This is a genomic window from Rhizobium sp. ERR 1071, from assembly GCF_007828675.1.
Taxonomy (GTDB): Bacteria; Pseudomonadota; Alphaproteobacteria; order Rhizobiales; family Rhizobiaceae; genus Rhizobium; species Rhizobium dioscoreae.
Genome location: NZ_VITM01000002.1, coordinates 628,471 through 646,475 on the forward strand (window position 1 = coordinate 628,471; position 18,005 = coordinate 646,475).

The window sequence follows — 18,005 nt, forward strand, 5'->3', positions numbered from 1 at the left end:
AGGGGCTGGCATGCCGGGCATGCCACTATACACTGATTTTAAATGATGATTCGAAACGGACTTGGTAAGCCCCGGGCATGGTGGAAGCGTTAGTCTGGCAGCCGTTCAACATCATCCCGAGGATGTTTCCGGAGTAAAATTGTTTGCGTTCTTTCAGTGTCGAGCCACGGGAAAACTGCAACCGATCCGGTCAAGAAGGTGCTGCATGAGCCTTATGGAAATGGAAGCCGAACGACAATCGAATCCGGTCGACATGATCGAATTCGTTGCTGCCAACAACGACTGGTCGTTCGAACGGTCGGGCGAAGACGAAATCGCCATGACCGTCGAAGGACGATGGACCGACTATCACGTCTCGTTCTCCTGGATGGAGGAACTCGAGGCGCTGCACATAGCCTGCGCATTCGATGTCAAGGTTCCGGACTCGCGCGTCAACGAGGTGATCAAGCTCTTGTCCTGCATCAACGGGCAGGTGCTGATGGGCCACTTCGATCTGTGGCGTCAGGAAGACATCGTCATCTTCCGTCAATCGCTGCTCTTGTCGGGTGGGGCGGAGCCCACGAACAGGCAGGTGGAAGTGCTGCTTTCCAACGCGCTTGACACATGCGAGGCTTACTATCAGGCTTTCCAATTTGTCGTATGGTCCGGGCTCGATGCAAACCGCGCCATGGAAGCCGTACTCTTTGAAACGGTAGGCGAAGCGTGATATGACAGGTGAACAATCCGCCAATGCATTTGCGTCCTCCGGGCCGATCGTTCTGATCGGCGCGGGTAATATGGGTGGCGCATTGCTGACGGGGTGGCTGAAAAACGGCGTGCCGGGCTCTTCGGTCGTTGTCGTTGATCCCAATCCGGCCGAAGCGATGCGGAAAATGATTGCGGATGCGGGCGCAAGCCATGTCACCGAAGTTCCGAAAGGCTTGACGGCGGGCGTTCTCTTCATCGCCGTCAAGCCGCAACTCATGGACGCGGTTCTGCCGCCGTTCAAACCGCTCGTCGGAGAGACGACCGTCGTCGTCTCCATCGCGGCCGGTAAGACGCTCTCTGCGCTTGAGAGGCATCTGGGAGACGCGGCCATGGTGCGCGCCATGCCGAATACGCCCGCCATGGTCGGGCGCGGCGTGACCGGCGCTTTTGCCAATGCGCGCGTAAGCGATCGCCAGCGACAGCTGGTCCAGAACCTGTTGAAGGTATCCGGTCCGGTCGAATGGGTGCCTGGCGAAGCCGATATCGATTCGGTGACTGCGGTTTCGGGCAGCGGGCCTGCCTATGTTTTTTATCTCGTGGAATGCATGGCGGAGGCGGGCCGAAAGCTTGGCCTGCAGGCGGACCTCGCCATGCGGCTCGCACGGGAAACCGTCGCGGGGGCTGGTGAATTGTTGCACCAGTCTCCCGACGACGCTTCGCGCCTGCGCCAGAATGTGACATCTCCCGGCGGGACGACCGCGGCGGCACTCGGCGTTCTGATGGCAGAGGACGGCATGCAGCCCCTGTTCGATGCGGCCCTCGAAGCGGCGCGCAAGCGGGCGCAGGAACTGGCCGGCTGAATTTAAAGGTAAGAGATGACGGAAGAGATCACTTATGGCGATTTCGAGCGGGTGGATATCCGCGTCGGAACGATCATCGAAGCGGAGACTTTTCCGGAAGCACGCAAGCCTGCTTATAAGCTCAGAATCGATTTCGGGCCGGAGATCGGCATCAAGCGCTCCTCCGCACAGATCACCGTACATTATACGCCGGAAACTCTTATCGGCCGGCAGGTGTTGGCGGTGGTCAATTTCCCGCCACGCCAGATCGGACCGGTGCGTTCCGAAGTGCTAACGCTCGGTTTCGAGGATGAGTCCGGCGCGATCGTTCTCGCTGCGGTGACCCAGCCGGTGCCGAACGGCAAGAAGATGATGTGAGCGGTACCCCTTTCGCAATCGAAGGGAAGTGCCCTCAGTGAATGTCCTTCGATAGCGGATCGCTCAGGCTGAAATCGAGAAATTCCGCTTCGAAGCCTTCGCGTTGCGGCGAACAGAAGGCGGGACCGACAGACACTTCCTCCAGCATTGGATCGAACCAGGCGAGCCTCGCCATGCGCCACTCGCTCATGCGGTCGGTGCGATACTGGATGAAGAGGGCATCGCCGTTGCGCGTGACCCGTGCCGACATGGCATCGAATTCATGATCGAGCCGGAAGGCCGACCAATCGGAATTGCCATTGGTGACGACGACGCTGAAATGCCTGGCGCCGTCGGTATATTCGATCCCGCATTTCATCCAGCGCCTGGCATCGTGGCGGATCATCAGGCCGGCCTGATCGTAAAGCTCGCGATAGTGGCCGACAAAGGTGACTGCTGCGGTGAAATCGCCACGGCGCGGCGTGCCGAGAAAATGACCGTTGTCGCGATGGAAGCCGTAATAGGTCTCCTGCCAGAAATCGGTCTTGTCGCCGGAACGGACAAACAATCGTCCTTGGTTCACCTCCCACATCGGCGGCGCATTCAGCCAGTGCATGCCATCGATATCGATCGCCATGTGACGCCTCCTCAGGCAGGAATGCGGATAGTGGCGCGCAGGCCGCCGAGCGGGCTGTCGCCAAGCGTGACGTTGCCGCCATGGCTGCGGGCGATGTCGCGCGCGATGGCAAGGCCGAGGCCTGTGCCCGACTTGTCGAGATTGCGGGCCGAATCCAGCCGGAAGAACGGTTTGAAGACGTCATCGCGCGCCGCGGCTGGAATGCCGGGGCCATCATCATCGAAGATGATCGTCAGCCATTTGGCGCTGTGCCTTGCTTCGATGCGAAGGCTGTTGGCATAGCGCCGGGCGTTCGTGGCAAGGTTCGTCACCAGGCGGGTAAAGGCATTCGGCCGGACGGAGATTTGATCGTCACCGTCGATGGAGAAGCTCATGGATTTACCGTGCAGCGTGAAGTCCTGCTGGATCTTCTCGAAGATATCGCTGAGCTTGAACTGACCGACATCTTCTTCTGCCTCGCCGCGTGCGAAGGCCATATAGCCCTCTAGCATGCTTTGCATGTCCTCCACATCTTCGCTAAGGCCGGCAAGATCCGGATTTTCACCGACAAGGGCAAGCTGCAGCTTGAAGCGGGTCAGAACGGTTCGCAGGTCATGGCTGACGCCGGAGAGCATCGCCGTGCGCTGCTCGATCTGTCGTTCGATGCGCTCGCGCATCAGGATGAAGGCGAGACCGGCGCGGCGTATTTCGTCGGCGCCCCGCGGGGAATAGTTTTCCAGTCGCTGTCCTTTGCCGAAGCTTTCCGCCGCCTGGGCGAGAGCCAGGATCGGACGGATCTGGCCGCGCAGGAACAGGACGGCGATACCGATCAGGACCAGAGACGTGCCGACCATCCACAGAATGAAGATATGGGTATTGGACGCATAAGTCTGGCTGCGCTTGGCGAAGACGCGCAGCACCTTGTCGGGCAGTTTGATGCGGATTTCGACCAGGCTGGAGTTGCCGACCGTATCGATCCAGAAGGGCAGGTTGATCTGATCGCGGATCTCGTCGCTCAGAATGCCGTCCAGGATCGAAAAGAACGGTTTTTCGGCGGGCGGCGGCAGCTCGCCACCCGGTTCGATCGAAATGGCGAGATCGAGCTTCTGGCGCGCCATCTGGGTGATGGCGGAATAGTCGGCATCTTGCGGATAGGTCTGGATGATGGTGATGATGGCGGCGATGTCGCGCGTTGTCGCCATCGACAGGCGCTGAGTCACCATCTGCCAGTGGCGCTCCATGAAGACGACGGTAACCACCGCCTGCAGGATGATCATCGGCAGAATGAAGATCAGCAATGAGCGGGCATAGAGGCCGGTCGGCAGGATATAGCGACGCATCCAGCGCGAAAGCCACCGCAATCCGTTGGACGGCGTGTGATCCTGGTCGCGTCTGATCGAATCGAATGTCACCATCACCTGGTCCCGCGGAGCCGATCTCAGTCTATGCTAAGGCGGTAGCCGATGCCACGCACCGTCTGCAGCCAGATAGGGTTGGCCGGGTCGTCTTCAATCTTTCGGCGCAGCCGGTTGATCTGCACATCGATCGTTCGTTCGCCCACCTCCGCGTCATTGCCGATGAGCTCGTGACGCGGGATCGTCTCGCCGGCACGCTTGGCAAACAACAGCATGATTTCCTGCTCGCGGTCGGTAAGCCGGATGAGTTCCGCCGCCTTCTTCAGCTCCTTGCGGGTGAGCGAAAACGTGTAAGGTCCGAACATCACAAGCTCGATCTTCGGGGAATCGGCGGGCGCGTTGCGGCGAAGGATATTGTTGACGCGCAATACCAGCTCACGCGGGTCAAAGGGCTTTGGCAGATAGTCGTCCGCGCCGGCCTCAAGGCCTGCTATACGGGAATCGGCTTCAGCCAGTGCCGTCAACATGATGATCGGAATGTTTTTGATCGCCCGCAGGCTCGATGTCAGCGCGATGCCGGATTCGCCGGGCATCATCACATCCATGATGATGAGGTCGAAGTCGAGCCCTTCCAGCTTGCGGCGGGCTTCGGCGCCATCGGCGGCAGACGTGACGCGAAAACCTTTCTCCATGAGGTAACGATTGAGGAGGGCACGGATACGTGTGTCGTCGTCCACCACCAAAAGATGTGCTGCGTCATCCGAGATTGCTGCTTTTGTCGTCATTCGGTCCGTCTCGATCCTGTCCTACCCATCGATTGCATTGAGGCACTCCGCACCGGCACCGCGGGCTGAATCGCCGTCATTTCCCCGTCTGCATTCCCCTCAGGAAACGCTTCACGCTTTCGCGCGTCGCTTCCGACGCGCCTTCGAATGCCCTTTCAATGCGGCGCGATTGCGGCTCGGCCAGCGCCAGCGCCAGATCGCGGCCGGCTTGCGTCGGATACAGCTTGCGCTGCCGCCGGTCCTCCGGACCTGCGACCTGGCGAATATAACCCGAATCGATCAATTGTTTGAGAACCCGCGCCAAACTCTGTTTGGTGATCTGCAATGTTTCCAGAAGGTCCGCAACCGTCATGCCGGGTTCGCGGTTAACGAAATGGACGACACGATGATGGGCCCGGCCGAAACCGCTCTTGACGAGGATCTGGTCCGGATCGGAGACAAAATCACGGTAGGCGAAGAAAAGCAGCTCGATAATCTCGAAATCGATGCTTCCCGCGTTCTGCATCGGTGTGCCCAGCAGCTCCGTTTTTGCCGCATTCTGGCTCATCTGTCGTGGCACCGTGACATTTCCTTTCCTATTATGGAGCATCCGGGAAATTTCCGCAAAAATATGTCAGCTCTATTGACGCATTTCTACGTCGTTGCCCGCTTTCGCACAATGCCGTGCGGCCCGAACGGGCTGCCCTATCGGGAAATTAAGCGCGGTCCCGCAAAAACTCCAACATATCCTGTATATTAATCTGTCGCCACAGGGGCAGAATATGGCCGATAGCAATCGTGCCTTGAGGTGGCGAGATTGTTCGAGAGCAATGGGGCGAGAGGCAGGCGCCCTTGCTGAAGGTCGCGCATGCCCCGCCGTCGAGCGGCAACCATCGCGAAAGCGGGTATCTTTTCCGCGCCATCCGCTTCAAGGCAGGGGCGAGATACGCCTGTTGCCAAACGGAATTGATGTTGATCCGCACAAGCCGGGTGTTTGTCGGCCCGGCTTGTGCGATCCGATCTAGTTACGACTTACGGCCGAGAACGGCACCGACGATCGCGGAGAGCACGCCGCCGGCGACCAATGAGGATATGCCTTGCGCGATGAGGCCGGTGAGAGCTTCGCTGCCGATCAGGTTCAGGATCAGGCCGCCGCCAAGGCCACCCACGGCTCCGGCAATCGTTCTCGCAATGAGATTGATCCCATCCTGCTTCAAAACGGCGCTCGCGGCGTTGCCACCGATCGCACCGGCAATCAATTGCGTAATGATAGGCCCTAGACTTTCCATGACTGCCCTTCTCCCATAGTTCCGGAGACGCTTCCGGATGCCCTCTCGCGGCGTCCCCCCGGATCGATGCCAGGGAGCGGCGATAATCCTTCATCGATATTAGGATTACATCATGCACGGATCGCTGGAAATAGAAGAGCAACTCAAACGGGAGAATTCCCTAATAATTTCAGGGGAGATCCTCGGTTTGGACATGCGGCCGACCCGCCGCATGTCAATTTCGCCATCTTATGCGGTCCTGCGAGGCGAATCAGCGGTAGACGTAGACGATGCGGCGTGTACCCGGATCGACCAATACGGGTTGGTGGTTTACCTCGACGTAGCTGTATTGGTAGTCTGGAATACGGTGTACTTCCACGCTTTGCGGAACGGTGGCGCCAACCACCAGATCTCCACGCAACTGAACAGTATCGACCGGATTGTCGTCGATATAGGTCCGGACTTCCTCAGGCGGGGTGATTGCGACTACATCGCCACCGCTCTGATCGACGGGCCCCAGCAATTCGTCGCTCGGATCGGGCTGAACGCGCTGGACGCTGCCGGTCTGGATCGGATCGGTCTGTTCATAGGTGATGGTGGGAATGCCCAGATCATCCCGGTGGTCCTGAACGACGACCGAGGTGCCATTCTGTTCGACGCTCAGATATTGCGCATAGACCCAGCCGCGCATGCCATTGACGTCGACCCGGCACCAGCGGCTACCTTCGACGCAGCCGTCGAGTGTTGCTTCGGACCCGCGAGTGGCGACACCAACGGTCGGGAATTCCGCACCGGGCCCGGAACGAACTTCTATATCCGTGGCGGTGGTTGCGGCCATCTCGGCCTGGGCGAGACCCGCGCTGCCGAGAAGGACAAAGCCGGTCAGCAACAGGTTTCTCTTCAAGGACATTGGTTTTCTCCTTCTGTCTTGAAAGACCTATCTTCAACGTTTCGAGTGCCTGAGTGTTCCGGTTTGCCGGACACCAATAGGTCATCGTTCGATGGGAGGATCAAATAAGTGTTTGAAAACATGGGTATTATCGAATCTTGAGGTTCGGTTGCCGCGTTTGGACCACTTTGAAGCTTCGGGGGCTGCTTTGTCTGATGTTTGCCGTTATACCGGCAGTACGACGATCAAACAGACGAGGCGCTCCATGGGCATGCTCCAGGCCGGCATCATTCCGGTGACCCCTTTCGAACAGAACTGCACCATCCTGTTCGATCCGGAGACCAAGGAAGGCGTGGTGGTCGACCCGGGCGGCGATGTCGATATCATCCTGCAGACGGTGCGCGAGAACGGCATTACCCTCAAGGCCATCTGGCTGACACACGGCCATATCGATCATGCCGGCGGTGCCGACGAGGTGCGTGAGGCACTCGGCATCGAGGTGATCGGCCCGCATGAGGACGATCGCTTCCTGCTGGAGGATATCGAAGCCAAAGGCAAGATGTTCAACATCAGCGGCGTGCGTAACGTTACGCCGGACCGCTTCCTGAAGGAGGGCGACAAGGTTTCCTTCGGCGAGCATGAATTCGAGGTTTTCCATTGCCCCGGCCATGCGCCCGGCCATGTCATCTATGTCAATCGGAAGCAGGGCTTTGCCCATCTCGGCGACGTGCTGTTCAACGGCTCGATCGGCAGAACCGATCTGCCCGGCGGCAATCATCAGCAGCTTTTGGAATCGATCCGCGACAAGGTTTTCCCGCTTGGCGATGAAGTCGGCTTCATCTGTGGTCACGGGCCGGGGAGCAAGATCGGCGACGAGCGCCGCACCAATCCCTTCCTGCGTGAGCTGTAGGCAAAGCGTTATCAGCGGGCCTTTTGCCCCGCATTCCCGTGGCATCTGGAAAGAATATCGTCGACAACATTGGCGAGCGGCACTGTTGCGTCGATGCTTATCGCGTTCTTCGGAATGTCCTCCTGCGTCGCGTGTAATCGCACGATGATGTCTCGCTCGGCGGGCTTGCCGCCAAACTCATCTTCCGGTCTGGCGGCAAGCCGGCGGCTTAGTGTGTCCAGATCGACGTTGAGCACGAAGACCTCATCGAACAGATCGATAAAGCAATGAAAATTCCTTGAGCCGCCGCAGAAGAAGGTGGTCGGATTGCTTCGATCGGCGACTAGGGGTTTGACCTTGCCGACATCCCAAAGGTGATGTCTGTGCCCGAAGGCCACATCGCCAATGTGCTCCCGAAGGACAGAGGCATCCAGCGGTTCACCCGTTTTCGGATCGCCCTTATAGGCCAACTCCCGATCGCCATGGATGACATGGTAGCCGCGCCGCTGCAGTTCGGTGGCGACAGAGGTCTTGCCAGCTCCAGAAACGCCGTCGATCAAGTAATTCCTGACGCCCATTCTCCAACCTCTGAAAAGCTTCTTCGCGCAGCCAGAAATGATGGCAACACGCATAAAATGCCAGTGTGACCATGGCAGGACATTATCACAGAGTGTCTGGATGAGAGTTTTGGGCGCAATGGGGCCGGCGTTCTTATCAGAGACGTTGTTTCAGAGAAGGCGTGGAGCGTTCAGTGTGCGAGAGACGGCAATGCGGGGACGCTGCCGCAAATCCAGGCGGAAAGACGAACGCTTCCCGATGGAGCTATTCCGCATCAATCAGGCGCCGCTCGGAAGCGGCGCCTTGGTTCCTCGCATTGTCATTAGGAGCACGTCTGGAATCAATCGGCCGTGCAGAAATGGCGCATGCCGTCAAAGCCGACATAGGTGCCGGTGCGGCCATCGAAGCTTCTGTAGCGGTCGTAGCAATAGCGCATCCATGCGGACGACCAAGGACGCAGACCGTATGCCGGCGCTGGCGCATAATAGCTGACGTCGCGTTCGACATAGACGCGGCGCGGTGCTGGGCGATAGTAGTAGCCAGGGGGAGGAGCGTCGTAGCCTGGGTCGACATAGGCCGGGGCCGGTTCGACGTAGCGCGGCTGGCTGGCAATGGCGGAGCCGACGATCAGGCCGGTTGCGAGCCCGGCGGCGCCGAATGCCCAGCCGTCTCGGTTATGATGGCGCCAGTATTCGTCGGCGGAAACGGCGCTCATGGAAGTGATCGTCAATGCCGCCGCGACGGCGGACATGACAAGCGTTTTGCCGAGTATGGTCATTGGCCTATCCTCTAACGGAAGCAGACAAAAGTCATTCCCGCCCTTTCATGGGAGGCAAATTATACGTGGCAAACTGAATGCAGACTGAATGACAAAACCCGGCATTGCTGCCGGGCCTCAACTCGAATTTGAAAGCCGTAAGGTGTCTTAGCCAGCAATCTGCAGATTGACGGCCTTCGGCCCCTTGCCGCGGCGATCCGGTTCCGTGTCGAAGCTTACCTTCTGGTTTTCCGACAATCCTGCCAGACCAGAAGCCTGAACTGCAGAAATGTGTACAAAGATGTCCGCGCCACCCTTGTCCGGTTTGATGAAACCGAAGCCCTTATCGGTATTGAAAAACTTTACAGTGCCAGTCTCGGCCATGCCTCAGGTCCTTTTCTCTCTGCCCACCATCCACACGGGCAGCATTACTTCAGTTGCCCTTGCGGGCGCTTGCAGGCAGTTCTCGAAATTTGAAGGAAAAGGTCCCCGTAACTCGGCATGATCTCGATGCGATGTTTGCCACCCCGCTTCTCGACCAAGCTGACCGGAATATTAGCGTTTCCGGCTCGCAATTCTATTAGGACTTCCCATGCTCTAAAAATGCCCGAACACTGTTGAGAGTGCTGTGTTTATGGGAAATTGGCAAGCAAAAGTTTTTTAACGTGGCACAACAGGCACAATACCGTAACGCGAATATGTTAAGGCGATTCGCAAATTTTCCCACTTTGAAACAAGTTTCTAAGGGTTTTGCATCGCTCGCGATATAGTTTTGGCGAAATTTCCCCAAATCCGCTGGTGTGAACAGCCGTTTTCGATTGTTCGAAAAATTTTGGCGTGCCATGCCGTCAAGCGCCTAAAAGCGCGCATTTCCGGCGTTTTTTATGCTGTGGCGTCGCGCCGCCGAGTCAATTCCGGCACCAATTCCACGGCCAGCATCGCCGTAAACATCAAGGCGCAGCCGGCATAGCCGAGAGGGCCGATGGTTTCGCCGAGCAGCAAGGCGCCGAGTGAAGCCCCGAACAGTGCCTCCGAAGACAGGAAGATCGCGGCTTGGGGAGCGGTCGTATAACGCTGGCCGATGATCTGCAGCGCGAAAGCCAGGCCTGAGGAAAAGATGCCGACATAGAGGATCTCGCCGAGTGCGGCGCTAATATCGGCGATGCTGATTGGTTCGATGGCGGCGGCAACCGCGAGAGCGAGAACGGCGGTGACGGCAAATTGCGTGGCGGAGATGCCAAGCGGCCGGCCGGTGTCGTTGACGGCGGAGCCGGCGAGCGTGATTTGCGCTGCCCAGAAGAGTGCGCAGATCACGGTCAGGAAATCGCCGACGGTGAGGCGCGAGAAGGAGCCACCCGACAGCAGGTAGATGCCGCAAAGCGCCATCAATGCCGCGGGCCAGATGACCCAATGCGGCGAGCGGCGCAGGAAGATAACGGCGATCAGCGGCACGAAGACCACGTAGAGACCGGTGATGAAGCTAGAATTCGTGACCGTCGTTGTCAGCAGGCCGAGCTGCTGCGTTGCCGCTCCGCCGAAGAGAGCGAGGCCGATCAGCAGAAAGGAGAGCCAGTTGCGAGGCGTCAGCGGCTTGGCGGCCTTCCTGTTTTCCATCCACACGAAAGGCAGGACGACCATGGTGGCCACGGCGAATCTGAGGCCGATGAACCAGAAGGGTCCGATCGCCTTCATCGCTGTCGATTGCGCAACGAAACCGCCGCCCCAGATCGCGGCGGCAAGCAACAACAACAAATTCGCCTGTATGCGAGACATCTGCATCCTGCGGGAAGGGGAGGAAAGAATGAGGCCGACCGTTAGCAGCTGCTTTTGCTTGCGGCAAGGCCGAAAGATGCCCCAGGCGGCGCGTTGAGCCTAGCTTGCTGCTCTCGAAACCCTCAGAAGCGCTCCGTTATCTTCATCGGTCGTTATCAGCAACGCACCGTCGGGCGCGACCGTTATGTCGCGCAAGCGGCCGAATTTTCCCTCAAACATGCGTTCCCGCTCGGTGATTTTGCCTTTGCCGTTCTGGCTTAGCCGTGAGAGCAGCTCGAACTTCAGCGCCGTGACGAGGAAATCGCCGTTCCATTCGGGAAACATCTTGCCGCGATAGACGGCAATAGCGCCGGGCGCAATCGAAGGGTCCCAATAGAAGCGGGGCTGTTCCATGCCGGCCTTTGCCGTGCCGATACCGATCTTGGTACCATTGTAATTGACGCCATAGGAAATGACCGGCCAGCCATAGTTCTTGCCGGCTTCGGGCGTGTTGATCTCATCGCCGCCCCGCGCGCCGTGCTCTGCCGTATAGAGTTTGTTCGTCTGGCTGTCGAAGGTGATGCCCTGAGGATTGCGATGGCCCTTCGTCCAGATTTCGGGAAGGGCACGCTTTCCGTCTCTGAACGGATTATCGGCAGGAATGCTGCCATCGGCGCCGATATGGATGATGGAGCCGGCATCGTCCTGAAAGCTCTGGGCGCGGTCCTGTTGGCCACGGTCGCCGAGGCTGACGAAGAGGCTGCCGTCGCGGGCGATTGCGATGCGCGAGCCGTACTGGATATTGCCGCGCGAGAGCTTGTTCATCAGGAAGATGCGCTTCACATCCGTCAGCCGAGTTTCGTCCGGCGATAGTCTGGCGCGAAAGACGGCCGTGCCGCTTCCGCCATCGCCTGCCACGGAGGTCGTGAAATAGAGGGTGCGGTTGCTGGCGAATTTCGGATCAAGGGCTATATCGAGGAGGCCGCCCTGGCCATGCGCGTAAACTTCAGGCACGTCTGATATCGGGGCCGAGACCTTGCCGTCGCGGATGAGGCGCAAGCGGCCGGGCCGCTCGGTCACAAGGTAGGCACCGTCCGATAGCACTTGGACCGCCCAAGGATGTTCAAGCCCCGTCGCAACCGTCTCGACCTTGACATCAACCTTCTGCGTCTTGAAAGTCTGCACCGGTTCGGCAAGCACCGATGTTGCCGTGAGCAGGGCGCACGCCATCACGACGACCGCAAATCCGCTTCTGCCTGATCCTGTTTTGGCCCCGCGCATCCGTCCGACCTCCCAATAGCCTTGCTTTCGCAAGGTGGGGCCGTTCAGTTGCCATTCAAGGCTGGTTGTGGAGCCGATAACGTCTTTGTGTTCTCGCTTTTGACTGATGGATGCTTTTCGGCTCATTCACGCCTGCTTGCGAGGGAGGCGTTTTGCACGCGAGAGGCATCCGGCCGGCCCCGTGGGAAGCTGATATCGGGGGAAGTATTTGATCTCTATTAGAAATTTCCAGCGTCCTCAGAATCCGATTCAGGCGCTTCGCGTAATGATTCAAGTTTGGATCGAGCGGCGATGCCTGGCTACGATCCATGCGGTCCGGGCAAAACCGGCAAGCGCGCTCGCGGTCAGGCTTCTAGCCGGGTAAGGAAAGCTTATGCACATGGCCCGGAAACCCATGAAATAAAGCCACTGTGACGCCTTTGTGCTTGAAACGTCGGCCCATATTCGACATAGAGCTTAGCGCAGAAATCTGGTCCACAGGCTTTCTGCCATTTTCAACCGAATAGGACCGATCACCATGGCCTTTCTTGCCGACGCTCTTTCCCGTGTAAAGCCTTCTGCCACCATCGCCGTTTCCCAGAAAGCGCGCGAGCTGAAAGCAAAAGGACGCGACGTGATCGGCCTCGGCGCCGGTGAGCCGGATTTCGATACGCCCGATAATATCAAGATGGCGGCCATCGACGCGATCAATCGCGGCGAGACGAAGTACACGCCGGTTGCCGGCATTCCGGAACTGCGCAAGGCGATCGCCGCCAAGTTCAAGCGCGAGAACAATCTGGAATACGCTCCCGAGCAGACCATCGTCGGCACGGGCGGCAAGCAGATCCTGTTCAACGCCTTTATGGCGACGCTGAACCCCGGCGATGAAGTCATCATCCCGACGCCTTACTGGGTTTCCTACCCGGAAATGGTGTCGCTGTGCGGTGGCACGCCGGTTTTCGTTGCCACGACACAGGCCAACAACTTCAAGCTTCAGCCGGCCGATCTTGAGAAGGCGATCACGCCGAAGACCAAGTGGTTCATGTTCAACTCGCCGTCCAACCCGTCGGGCGCGGCCTATTCGCATGCTGAGCTGAAGGCGTTGACGGACGTGCTGGTCAAGCATCCGCATGTCTGGATCCTGACCGACGACATGTACGAGCACCTGACCTATGGCGAGTTCAAGTTTGCCACTCCGGTCGAGGTCGAGCCGAGCCTCTACGACCGCACGCTGACGATGAACGGCGTGTCGAAGGCCTATGCGATGACCGGCTGGCGTATCGGCTATGCTGCCGGCCCGCTGCAGCTCATCAAGGCGATGGACATGATCCAGGGTCAGCAGACCTCGGGTGCGACCTCAATCGCCCAGTGGGCTGCCGTCGAAGCGCTGAACGGGCCGCAGGACTTCATTCCGCGCAACAAGAAGATCTTCGAAGGTCGCCGCGATCTCGTAGTCTCGATGCTGAACCAGGCGAAGGGCATTTCCTGCCCGGTTCCGGAAGGCGCCTTCTACGTCTATCCGTCCTGCGCCGGCCTGATCGGCAAGACGGCTCCGACCGGCAAGGTCATTGAGACGGACGAGGATTTCGTCTCCGAACTGCTGGAATCGGAAGGTGTGGCCGTCGTCCACGGTTCCGCTTTCGGCCTCGGCCCGAACTTCCGCATCTCCTACGCGACTTCGGAGGAGCTGCTCGAGGAAGCTTGCCGCCGCATCCAGCGCTTCTGCGGCGCCTGCAAGTAAGCGGCCATAATCGTTCAATTGAAAAGCCCGCCAGAGATGGCAGGCTTTTTGCATTCAGCTTGCCGGTTTCATCTTCATCAACTGATTCAAGCGTTTCGCAATTTGAATCCGCCAGTCGGCGCAAGTCTTTGAAATCGGAATCAAAGACCGAGCGCTGTCAGCATGATGAAAGTGGCGAAGAGAATGAAATGGGTCATGCCCTCAATGGCGTTGGTTTCGCCGTCGTTGAGGTTGATGGCGGCGACGATCAGGGTGATCATTACCATGACCGTCTGCACTGGCGACATGGCCATCATGAAGGGCTGGCCGGTATAGAGCGCAATCGCCTCCATGACCGGCACCGTCAGGATGACGGTCGAAAGAGAGGCGCCTAAAGCGATATTGACTGTCGCCTGCATGCGATTTCTGAGCGCCGCCCGCAGAGCAGTCAGAATTTCCGGTGCGGCGGAGATGGCGGCAACGACGATCGCGGCGATGGCGGGCGGAGCGCCCGTGCCCTTGAGGCCGGTATCCATGAAGGCCGACATGAATTCCGCCAGCACGCCGATCAGCACGACGCCGATCAAGATCGTGACGATCGAAGTTGTCGTGGATTCTTCTTCATGATGCTCTTCAGCCTCTCCGGCAGCGAGTTTCTTCTCCGAGCGCGGATAGCTGTAGCTGAAGAAATAGCTGTGCCGGCCGACCTGCATGCGCAGGAACAGCGCATAGAGGGCGATCATCGCGACGATGGTGAAGGCCGAATAGTAGTGCCATTTCGCATCCGGGATGAACTCGGGCACGATCATCGAAATGCCCATAGCGGTCAAGATCATAACGCCATAGGTCCGGCTGGAATCGTCATTATAGGGCTGTTCGCCATGTTTCAGACCGCCGAGAAGAGCAGCAAGACCGAGGATGCCGTTGATATCGAGCATGACGGCGGCATAGATGGTATCGCGCACCAGCGTCGGCGAACTCTCGCCGCTCATCATGATGGCGAGGATGATGACTTCGACCGCAACGGCCGAAAGAGTGAGGATCATCGTGCCGTAGGGATCGCCGACCTTGACGGCGAGGGTCTCTGCGTGGTGGGCGACGCGCATGGATGCTAATACAATCGTCGCGATCAATGCCACGGCGGCGACCATCGCAGTGCCTTGGCCCATTTCCAGTATGGAATGCTCGCCGACATAGGCGACGACAGCAATCGCCAGTGCCACTAGCAGGTTTTTCTCCTGCTTAAACCATTTCGTTATGATCACTTTCCCCACCTTTGCGCCGATTCACGGTTGCACTCTAAAGCAAGGATTTCGCACATCAAGCTTGCGGGGAGGAGGGCGAAATTTGCAGTTAACGCGGTTTAATGGAATACTATGCGGACAGGTCTGCCCAATCACAATGTCGCGGCATCCTCGAACCCGTCTCAGATGCACGCGATTCTGCCGGCAACGTCCGGTTCGAAGGTCTTGGCAGATGAGAAGGAGGGTCTGAATGGTCAAGGTCGTTTACGAAATCGTGCCGCATGACGGTGGGTGGGCTTATCGCTTCCGCGACGTTTATTCGGAAGCGTTTCCAACACATTCCGAGGCGGTGGAGGCCGCGAGGATCGTGGCGGCGGAACAGCAAATCGGGGGAGATTCAGCCGAAATCAGCTGGCAGGACGAGAGCGGCAAATGGCATGAGGAATATGCCGATGGCGGTGACCGACCGGAAACGGAAGTCATCGACGGCCAGATGCATTTTCCGCCGGTGGATACCGCTCCAGGCGCCTAGATCTGCCGCTGGCCGACTGCCTTTTCGATAACCGCGTCGACGAAATGACGTTTCTCGGCAGTGTAGCGATCGCCATCATGTCGATGCATTCCGGCGAGCTCCAATTTCAGCGCGGCATAGGCTGCCGCTTCTGCAGGATGCGCTCGAAGATAATCGCGAAAGATCACCCGGCGCTCGTGGGTCCGGTTGTTCGGCGGGCAGAGATAGACGCGCTCCGGCGGCCTGCCGTCGCGCCGCATGAAGGCCCAGACATCGTCGTCATAGCGATTGCCACGCGGTTCGTAATTCTCCCGCAGAAGAATCTGGGTCGCCGCAGGCACATCGGCTGAGCTGTGCAAGATGATATCGATGTCGATGAGCGGTTTTGCGGCGATCCCGGGAATGGATGTGCTGCCGATATGTTCGATCGTCACGACATAGGGCGCCAGCAATCGTTCGAGCTTTTCGCGGATGCGTTCGAAATCCCCTGGCCAGCATGGGTCGTACGGCACAAGTTCCACCGCTGTTCCCATGGTCAAAATCCATTCTCCACGTTGTTTTCCTTGATGTAATCAAGCAAACCCGCAACGAGGGCATCGAACGTCACGCGGCAGCGTGGCGACGTCTTCAGGTTTTCATGCATGACGATCCAGGTGTCGATCTCCACCTTTATCTCGGACAATATCTGCACGAGGTTTGGATCGCGGCTTGCCAAGGGGATCTGATAGAAACCGATGCCGATGCCGGCGCGCAGCGCATTGTGGAGCGCGATGCTGTGATCGGAACGAAAGCTGAAGGAAGCGCCTTCGAGCATCGGATAACGCTTCAGCATCATGCGTATATAGGCAGTCTGGCGATCGAAGCCGATGAGCTTGTGCCGACGCAGTTCCTCGAGGGTTTCGGGCTTGCCGTACCGCTCGATATAATCGCGATGGGCGAAGAGGCCGAGAGAGATGATGCCGATATGCCGGGCGAGTAGTGCTTCTTGCGCCGGTGCGACCATGCGCACGGCGATATCGGCCTCACGTTGCAGCAGATCTTCCACCGTATCGGAGGCTGAAAGCTCGACGATCAGGTCGGGATAGATTGCCTGCAATTTGGCAAGGATCGGCGGCAGCACTTCCGTGCCGATGACTTCGCTCGCGCTGACGCGCACTGTTCCACGGACCTTGTCCTTCGAGCCGGAGGCCGCGCGCAACAGTGCGGCGGTCGTGCTCGCTAAAGTCTCGGCATAAGGTTTCAGAACGAGGGCGGTGTCGGTCGGCAACAGCCCCTGTTGCGAACGAGTGAACAGCTCCGCACCCACCGATTGTTCCAAGGCGTCGATATGACGGCCGACCGTCGGCTGTGTCAGGCCGAGTTCGCGGGCAGCGGCCGACAGCGAGCCATGCTCCAGCACGGCAAGAAAGGTGCGATAGAAATCCCAGCTTGGTTCAGATAGCGACGCCATACATTTATGTATATCATCTGCAGATTTTTCAGCAATTTCGTTTATCGCCGATACCAAGCATAGTCAGCCCATCGAAACCGATGGAGATGACGATGAGCAACAATAAGGAAAGCACGAAGACGGCACTGATACTCGGCGCGACCGGTGGCATTGGCGGTTCTGTCGCGGAAGGGCTTGCCCTTCGTGGCTGGCGCATCCGGGCGCTGAACCGCAATGCGGCCGAGGCGGCTCGCCGCCAGCCGAAGTTCGACTGGTTCCAGGGCGATGCCATGCAGGCGGATGATGTTCTGAAGGCGGCGCAAGGTGCGGATGTCATCGTGCATGCGGTCAACCCGCCCGGCTATCGCAATTGGGGCAAGGTCGTCCTGCCGATGCTCGACAATACCATTGCCGCCGCCAAGGCGGTTGGTGCACGGATCGTGCTGCCCGGTACGGTTTATAATTTCGGTCCCGATGTTTTCCCGAATGTCACGGAAGATAGCGCGCAACGGCCGAAGACCCGCAAAGGCGCTATCCGCGTGCAGATGGAACGGCGCCTGCGGGCGGCGGCAGAGCAGGGCGGTACGCCTGTTATCATCGTTCGCGCCGGCGATTTCTTCGGCGGCTCTCGGGCCAATAGCTGGTTTTCGCAGGCCATAGTGACGCCGGGTAAGGCGATCAGCACCGTGACCTATCCAGGCAAGCGCGGTGTCGGCCATCAATGGGCCTATCTGCCTGATGTAGCAGAGACCATGATCCGGCTGATAGAGAAAGGCGATAAGCTGCCGGCTTTCGCCGTCTATCATATGCGTGGTCACTGGGATGGAGACGGCAGACAGATGATCGAAGCCGTGCAGCGCGTCGTTGGACGCAAGGTAAAGGTGAAATCATTTCCCTGGTGGATCGTACCGCTAGCCTCTCCCTTCGTAACATTCATGCGGGAACTGCGCGAGATGAGCTATCTCTGGGATGTGCCGTTGGAGATGCGGAACGACAGGCTGGTGGCTGTTCTTGGCGAGGAGCCGCATACGCCGATCGATGAGGCGGTGAGGGCAAGCCTTGCCTCTATCGGCTGTCTTCCGGCAGCTTGAGCCGCCGGTCAGGCATTCT

General features: G+C 58.7%; 21 protein-coding genes. 7 read left to right on the forward strand and 14 right to left on the reverse strand.

The genetic code is table 11. The annotated features are described in order from the left end of the window. The first annotated feature begins 205 nt into the window (after positions 1-205). The 3 genes from FBZ99_RS08355 to FBZ99_RS08365 are packed head-to-tail and all read left to right on the forward strand — an operon-like array spanning position 206 to position 1,904. Positions 206-706 (forward strand): YbjN domain-containing protein, encoded by a 501-nt coding sequence (locus tag FBZ99_RS08355; protein ID WP_145632428.1) that lies wholly within the window; start codon positions 206-208, stop codon positions 704-706. 1 nt (position 707) lies between these two features. After that, positions 708-1,547 carry a pyrroline-5-carboxylate reductase gene (proC, locus tag FBZ99_RS08360; RefSeq protein WP_113351860.1) on the forward strand — a complete coding sequence of 280 codons (840 nt, stop codon included), beginning with the start codon at positions 708-710 and terminating at the stop codon, positions 1,545-1,547. Between the two features lie 15 nt (positions 1,548-1,562). After that, positions 1,563-1,904 (forward strand): tRNA-binding protein, encoded by a 342-nt coding sequence (locus tag FBZ99_RS08365; protein WP_069612649.1) that lies wholly within the window; start codon positions 1,563-1,565, stop codon positions 1,902-1,904. Positions 1,905-1,938: 34 nt separating this feature from the next. Here the strand turns inward: FBZ99_RS08365 and FBZ99_RS08370 are convergent, their stop codons facing one another. The 6 genes from FBZ99_RS08370 to FBZ99_RS08395 form a co-directional block, all read right to left on the reverse strand. After that, positions 1,939-2,520 (reverse strand): DUF1349 domain-containing protein, encoded by a 582-nt coding sequence (locus FBZ99_RS08370; protein WP_113351861.1) that lies wholly within the window; start codon positions 2,518-2,520, stop codon positions 1,939-1,941. A gap of 11 nt (positions 2,521-2,531) precedes the next feature. Continuing rightward, entirely contained in the window at positions 2,532-3,914 is a 1,383-nt protein-coding gene (locus FBZ99_RS08375) for an ATP-binding protein (RefSeq protein WP_069612647.1), read from the reverse strand. A gap of 23 nt (positions 3,915-3,937) precedes the next feature. Further along, complete coding sequence (locus tag FBZ99_RS08380; RefSeq protein WP_069612646.1) at positions 3,938-4,639, reverse strand: response regulator; 702 nt, start codon at positions 4,637-4,639, stop codon at positions 3,938-3,940. A gap of 76 nt (positions 4,640-4,715) precedes the next feature. Continuing rightward, positions 4,716-5,186: a MarR family winged helix-turn-helix transcriptional regulator gene (locus tag FBZ99_RS08385; protein WP_173004631.1), complete on the reverse strand. Its 471-nt coding sequence runs from the start codon at positions 5,184-5,186 to the stop codon at positions 4,716-4,718. A gap of 457 nt (positions 5,187-5,643) precedes the next feature. Then, positions 5,644-5,907 (reverse strand): hypothetical protein, encoded by a 264-nt coding sequence (locus FBZ99_RS08390; protein WP_092711633.1) that lies wholly within the window; start codon positions 5,905-5,907, stop codon positions 5,644-5,646. A 250-nt stretch (positions 5,908-6,157) separates the two neighbouring features. Next, positions 6,158-6,796, reverse strand: a complete 639-nt coding sequence (locus tag FBZ99_RS08395; RefSeq protein WP_145316556.1) for a DUF1236 domain-containing protein — start codon at positions 6,794-6,796, stop codon at positions 6,158-6,160. A gap of 244 nt (positions 6,797-7,040) precedes the next feature. Here FBZ99_RS08395 and FBZ99_RS08400 point away from each other — a divergent pair, with 244 nt between their 5' ends. Further along, a complete protein-coding gene (locus tag FBZ99_RS08400) occupies positions 7,041-7,685 on the forward strand; it encodes an MBL fold metallo-hydrolase (protein WP_145632431.1) in 645 nt (214 codons plus the stop codon). An 11-nt stretch (positions 7,686-7,696) separates the two neighbouring features. Here the strand turns inward: FBZ99_RS08400 and FBZ99_RS08405 are convergent, their stop codons facing one another. The 5 genes from FBZ99_RS08405 to FBZ99_RS08425 all read right to left on the reverse strand — a co-directional run bounded on the left by FBZ99_RS08405 (position 7,697) and on the right by FBZ99_RS08425 (position 12,012). Beyond that, entirely contained in the window at positions 7,697-8,242 is a 546-nt protein-coding gene (locus FBZ99_RS08405) for a nucleoside kinase (protein WP_145632436.1), read from the reverse strand. A gap of 320 nt (positions 8,243-8,562) precedes the next feature. After that, the gene (locus FBZ99_RS08410; RefSeq protein WP_145632439.1) at positions 8,563-9,000 is read right to left on the reverse strand and encodes a BA14K family protein; all 438 of its coding nucleotides are present in this window, start codon (positions 8,998-9,000) and stop codon (positions 8,563-8,565) included. 147 nt (positions 9,001-9,147) lie between these two features. Further along, positions 9,148-9,363 (reverse strand): cold-shock protein, encoded by a 216-nt coding sequence (locus FBZ99_RS08415; protein ID WP_004116423.1) that lies wholly within the window; start codon positions 9,361-9,363, stop codon positions 9,148-9,150. 498 nt (positions 9,364-9,861) lie between these two features. Then, the gene (locus FBZ99_RS08420) at positions 9,862-10,752 is read right to left on the reverse strand and encodes a DMT family transporter (protein ID WP_145632442.1); all 891 of its coding nucleotides are present in this window, start codon (positions 10,750-10,752) and stop codon (positions 9,862-9,864) included. A gap of 99 nt (positions 10,753-10,851) precedes the next feature. Beyond that, positions 10,852-12,012, reverse strand: coding sequence for a PQQ-dependent sugar dehydrogenase (locus tag FBZ99_RS08425; RefSeq protein ID WP_145632445.1), 1,161 nt, complete (start codon positions 12,010-12,012; stop codon positions 10,852-10,854). 517 nt (positions 12,013-12,529) lie between these two features. On the opposite strand from FBZ99_RS08425, the gene FBZ99_RS08430 reads away from it, so the two are divergent. Continuing rightward, the gene (locus FBZ99_RS08430; protein WP_113351865.1) at positions 12,530-13,732 is read left to right on the forward strand and encodes a pyridoxal phosphate-dependent aminotransferase; all 1,203 of its coding nucleotides are present in this window, start codon (positions 12,530-12,532) and stop codon (positions 13,730-13,732) included. Between the two features lie 140 nt (positions 13,733-13,872). Here FBZ99_RS08430 and FBZ99_RS08435 read toward each other — a convergent pair whose 3' ends face one another. Beyond that, positions 13,873-14,934: a calcium:proton antiporter gene (locus FBZ99_RS08435; protein ID WP_371864925.1), complete on the reverse strand. Its 1,062-nt coding sequence runs from the start codon at positions 14,932-14,934 to the stop codon at positions 13,873-13,875. A 271-nt stretch (positions 14,935-15,205) separates the two neighbouring features. On the opposite strand from FBZ99_RS08435, the gene FBZ99_RS08440 reads away from it, so the two are divergent. After that, on the forward strand, positions 15,206-15,487 hold the full coding sequence (locus tag FBZ99_RS08440) for a DUF2188 domain-containing protein (protein WP_092711617.1): 282 nt from the start codon (positions 15,206-15,208) through the stop codon (positions 15,485-15,487). On the opposite strand, the gene FBZ99_RS08445 is transcribed toward FBZ99_RS08440, so the two are convergent. Then, complete coding sequence (locus FBZ99_RS08445; protein WP_145632825.1) at positions 15,484-15,999, reverse strand: GrpB family protein; 516 nt, start codon at positions 15,997-15,999, stop codon at positions 15,484-15,486. The genes FBZ99_RS08440 and FBZ99_RS08445 overlap by 4 nt on opposite strands. Before the next feature lie 2 nt (positions 16,000-16,001). After that, on the reverse strand, positions 16,002-16,916 hold the full coding sequence (locus FBZ99_RS08450) for a LysR family transcriptional regulator (RefSeq protein WP_145632449.1): 915 nt from the start codon (positions 16,914-16,916) through the stop codon (positions 16,002-16,004). Between the two features lie 92 nt (positions 16,917-17,008). On the opposite strand from FBZ99_RS08450, the gene FBZ99_RS08455 reads away from it, so the two are divergent. Beyond that, positions 17,009-17,986 carry an SDR family oxidoreductase gene (locus FBZ99_RS08455; RefSeq protein ID WP_246661086.1) on the forward strand — a complete coding sequence of 326 codons (978 nt, stop codon included), beginning with the start codon at positions 17,009-17,011 and terminating at the stop codon, positions 17,984-17,986. Positions 17,987-18,005: the final 19 nt, after the last annotated feature.

Excerpts from the sequence above, each read along its gene's own strand:
- FBZ99_RS08415 (WP_004116423.1), bottom strand. The coding sequence starts at position 9,363 with ATGGCCGAGACTGGCACTGTAAAGTTTTTCAATACCGATAAGGGCTTC.
- FBZ99_RS08365 (WP_069612649.1), top strand. The coding sequence starts at position 1,563 with ATGACGGAAGAGATCACTTATGGCGATTTCGAGCGGGTGGATATCCGC.
- FBZ99_RS08400 (WP_145632431.1), top strand. The coding sequence starts at position 7,041 with ATGGGCATGCTCCAGGCCGGCATCATTCCGGTGACCCCTTTCGAACAG.
- FBZ99_RS08450 (WP_145632449.1), bottom strand. The coding sequence starts at position 16,916 with ATGGCGTCGCTATCTGAACCAAGCTGGGATTTCTATCGCACCTTTCTT.
- FBZ99_RS08405 (WP_145632436.1), bottom strand. The coding sequence starts at position 8,242 with ATGGGCGTCAGGAATTACTTGATCGACGGCGTTTCTGGAGCTGGCAAG.
- FBZ99_RS08445 (WP_145632825.1), bottom strand. The coding sequence starts at position 15,999 with ATGGGAACAGCGGTGGAACTTGTGCCGTACGACCCATGCTGGCCAGGG.
- FBZ99_RS08430 (WP_113351865.1), top strand. The coding sequence starts at position 12,530 with ATGGCCTTTCTTGCCGACGCTCTTTCCCGTGTAAAGCCTTCTGCCACC.
- FBZ99_RS08425 (WP_145632445.1), bottom strand. The coding sequence starts at position 12,012 with ATGCGCGGGGCCAAAACAGGATCAGGCAGAAGCGGATTTGCGGTCGTC.
- FBZ99_RS08395 (WP_145316556.1), bottom strand. The coding sequence starts at position 6,796 with ATGTCCTTGAAGAGAAACCTGTTGCTGACCGGCTTTGTCCTTCTCGGC.
- FBZ99_RS08385 (WP_173004631.1), bottom strand. The coding sequence starts at position 5,186 with ATGAGCCAGAATGCGGCAAAAACGGAGCTGCTGGGCACACCGATGCAG.
- FBZ99_RS08455 (WP_246661086.1), top strand. The coding sequence starts at position 17,009 with ATGAGCAACAATAAGGAAAGCACGAAGACGGCACTGATACTCGGCGCG.
- FBZ99_RS08440 (WP_092711617.1), top strand. The coding sequence starts at position 15,206 with ATGGTCAAGGTCGTTTACGAAATCGTGCCGCATGACGGTGGGTGGGCT.
- proC (WP_113351860.1), top strand. The coding sequence starts at position 708 with ATGACAGGTGAACAATCCGCCAATGCATTTGCGTCCTCCGGGCCGATC.
- FBZ99_RS08355 (WP_145632428.1), top strand. The coding sequence starts at position 206 with ATGAGCCTTATGGAAATGGAAGCCGAACGACAATCGAATCCGGTCGAC.
- FBZ99_RS08380 (WP_069612646.1), bottom strand. The coding sequence starts at position 4,639 with ATGACGACAAAAGCAGCAATCTCGGATGACGCAGCACATCTTTTGGTG.
- FBZ99_RS08420 (WP_145632442.1), bottom strand. The coding sequence starts at position 10,752 with ATGTCTCGCATACAGGCGAATTTGTTGTTGTTGCTTGCCGCCGCGATC.
- FBZ99_RS08370 (WP_113351861.1), bottom strand. The coding sequence starts at position 2,520 with ATGGCGATCGATATCGATGGCATGCACTGGCTGAATGCGCCGCCGATG.
- FBZ99_RS08390 (WP_092711633.1), bottom strand. The coding sequence starts at position 5,907 with ATGGAAAGTCTAGGGCCTATCATTACGCAATTGATTGCCGGTGCGATC.
- FBZ99_RS08375 (WP_069612647.1), bottom strand. The coding sequence starts at position 3,914 with ATGGTGACATTCGATTCGATCAGACGCGACCAGGATCACACGCCGTCC.
- FBZ99_RS08410 (WP_145632439.1), bottom strand. The coding sequence starts at position 9,000 with ATGACCATACTCGGCAAAACGCTTGTCATGTCCGCCGTCGCGGCGGCA.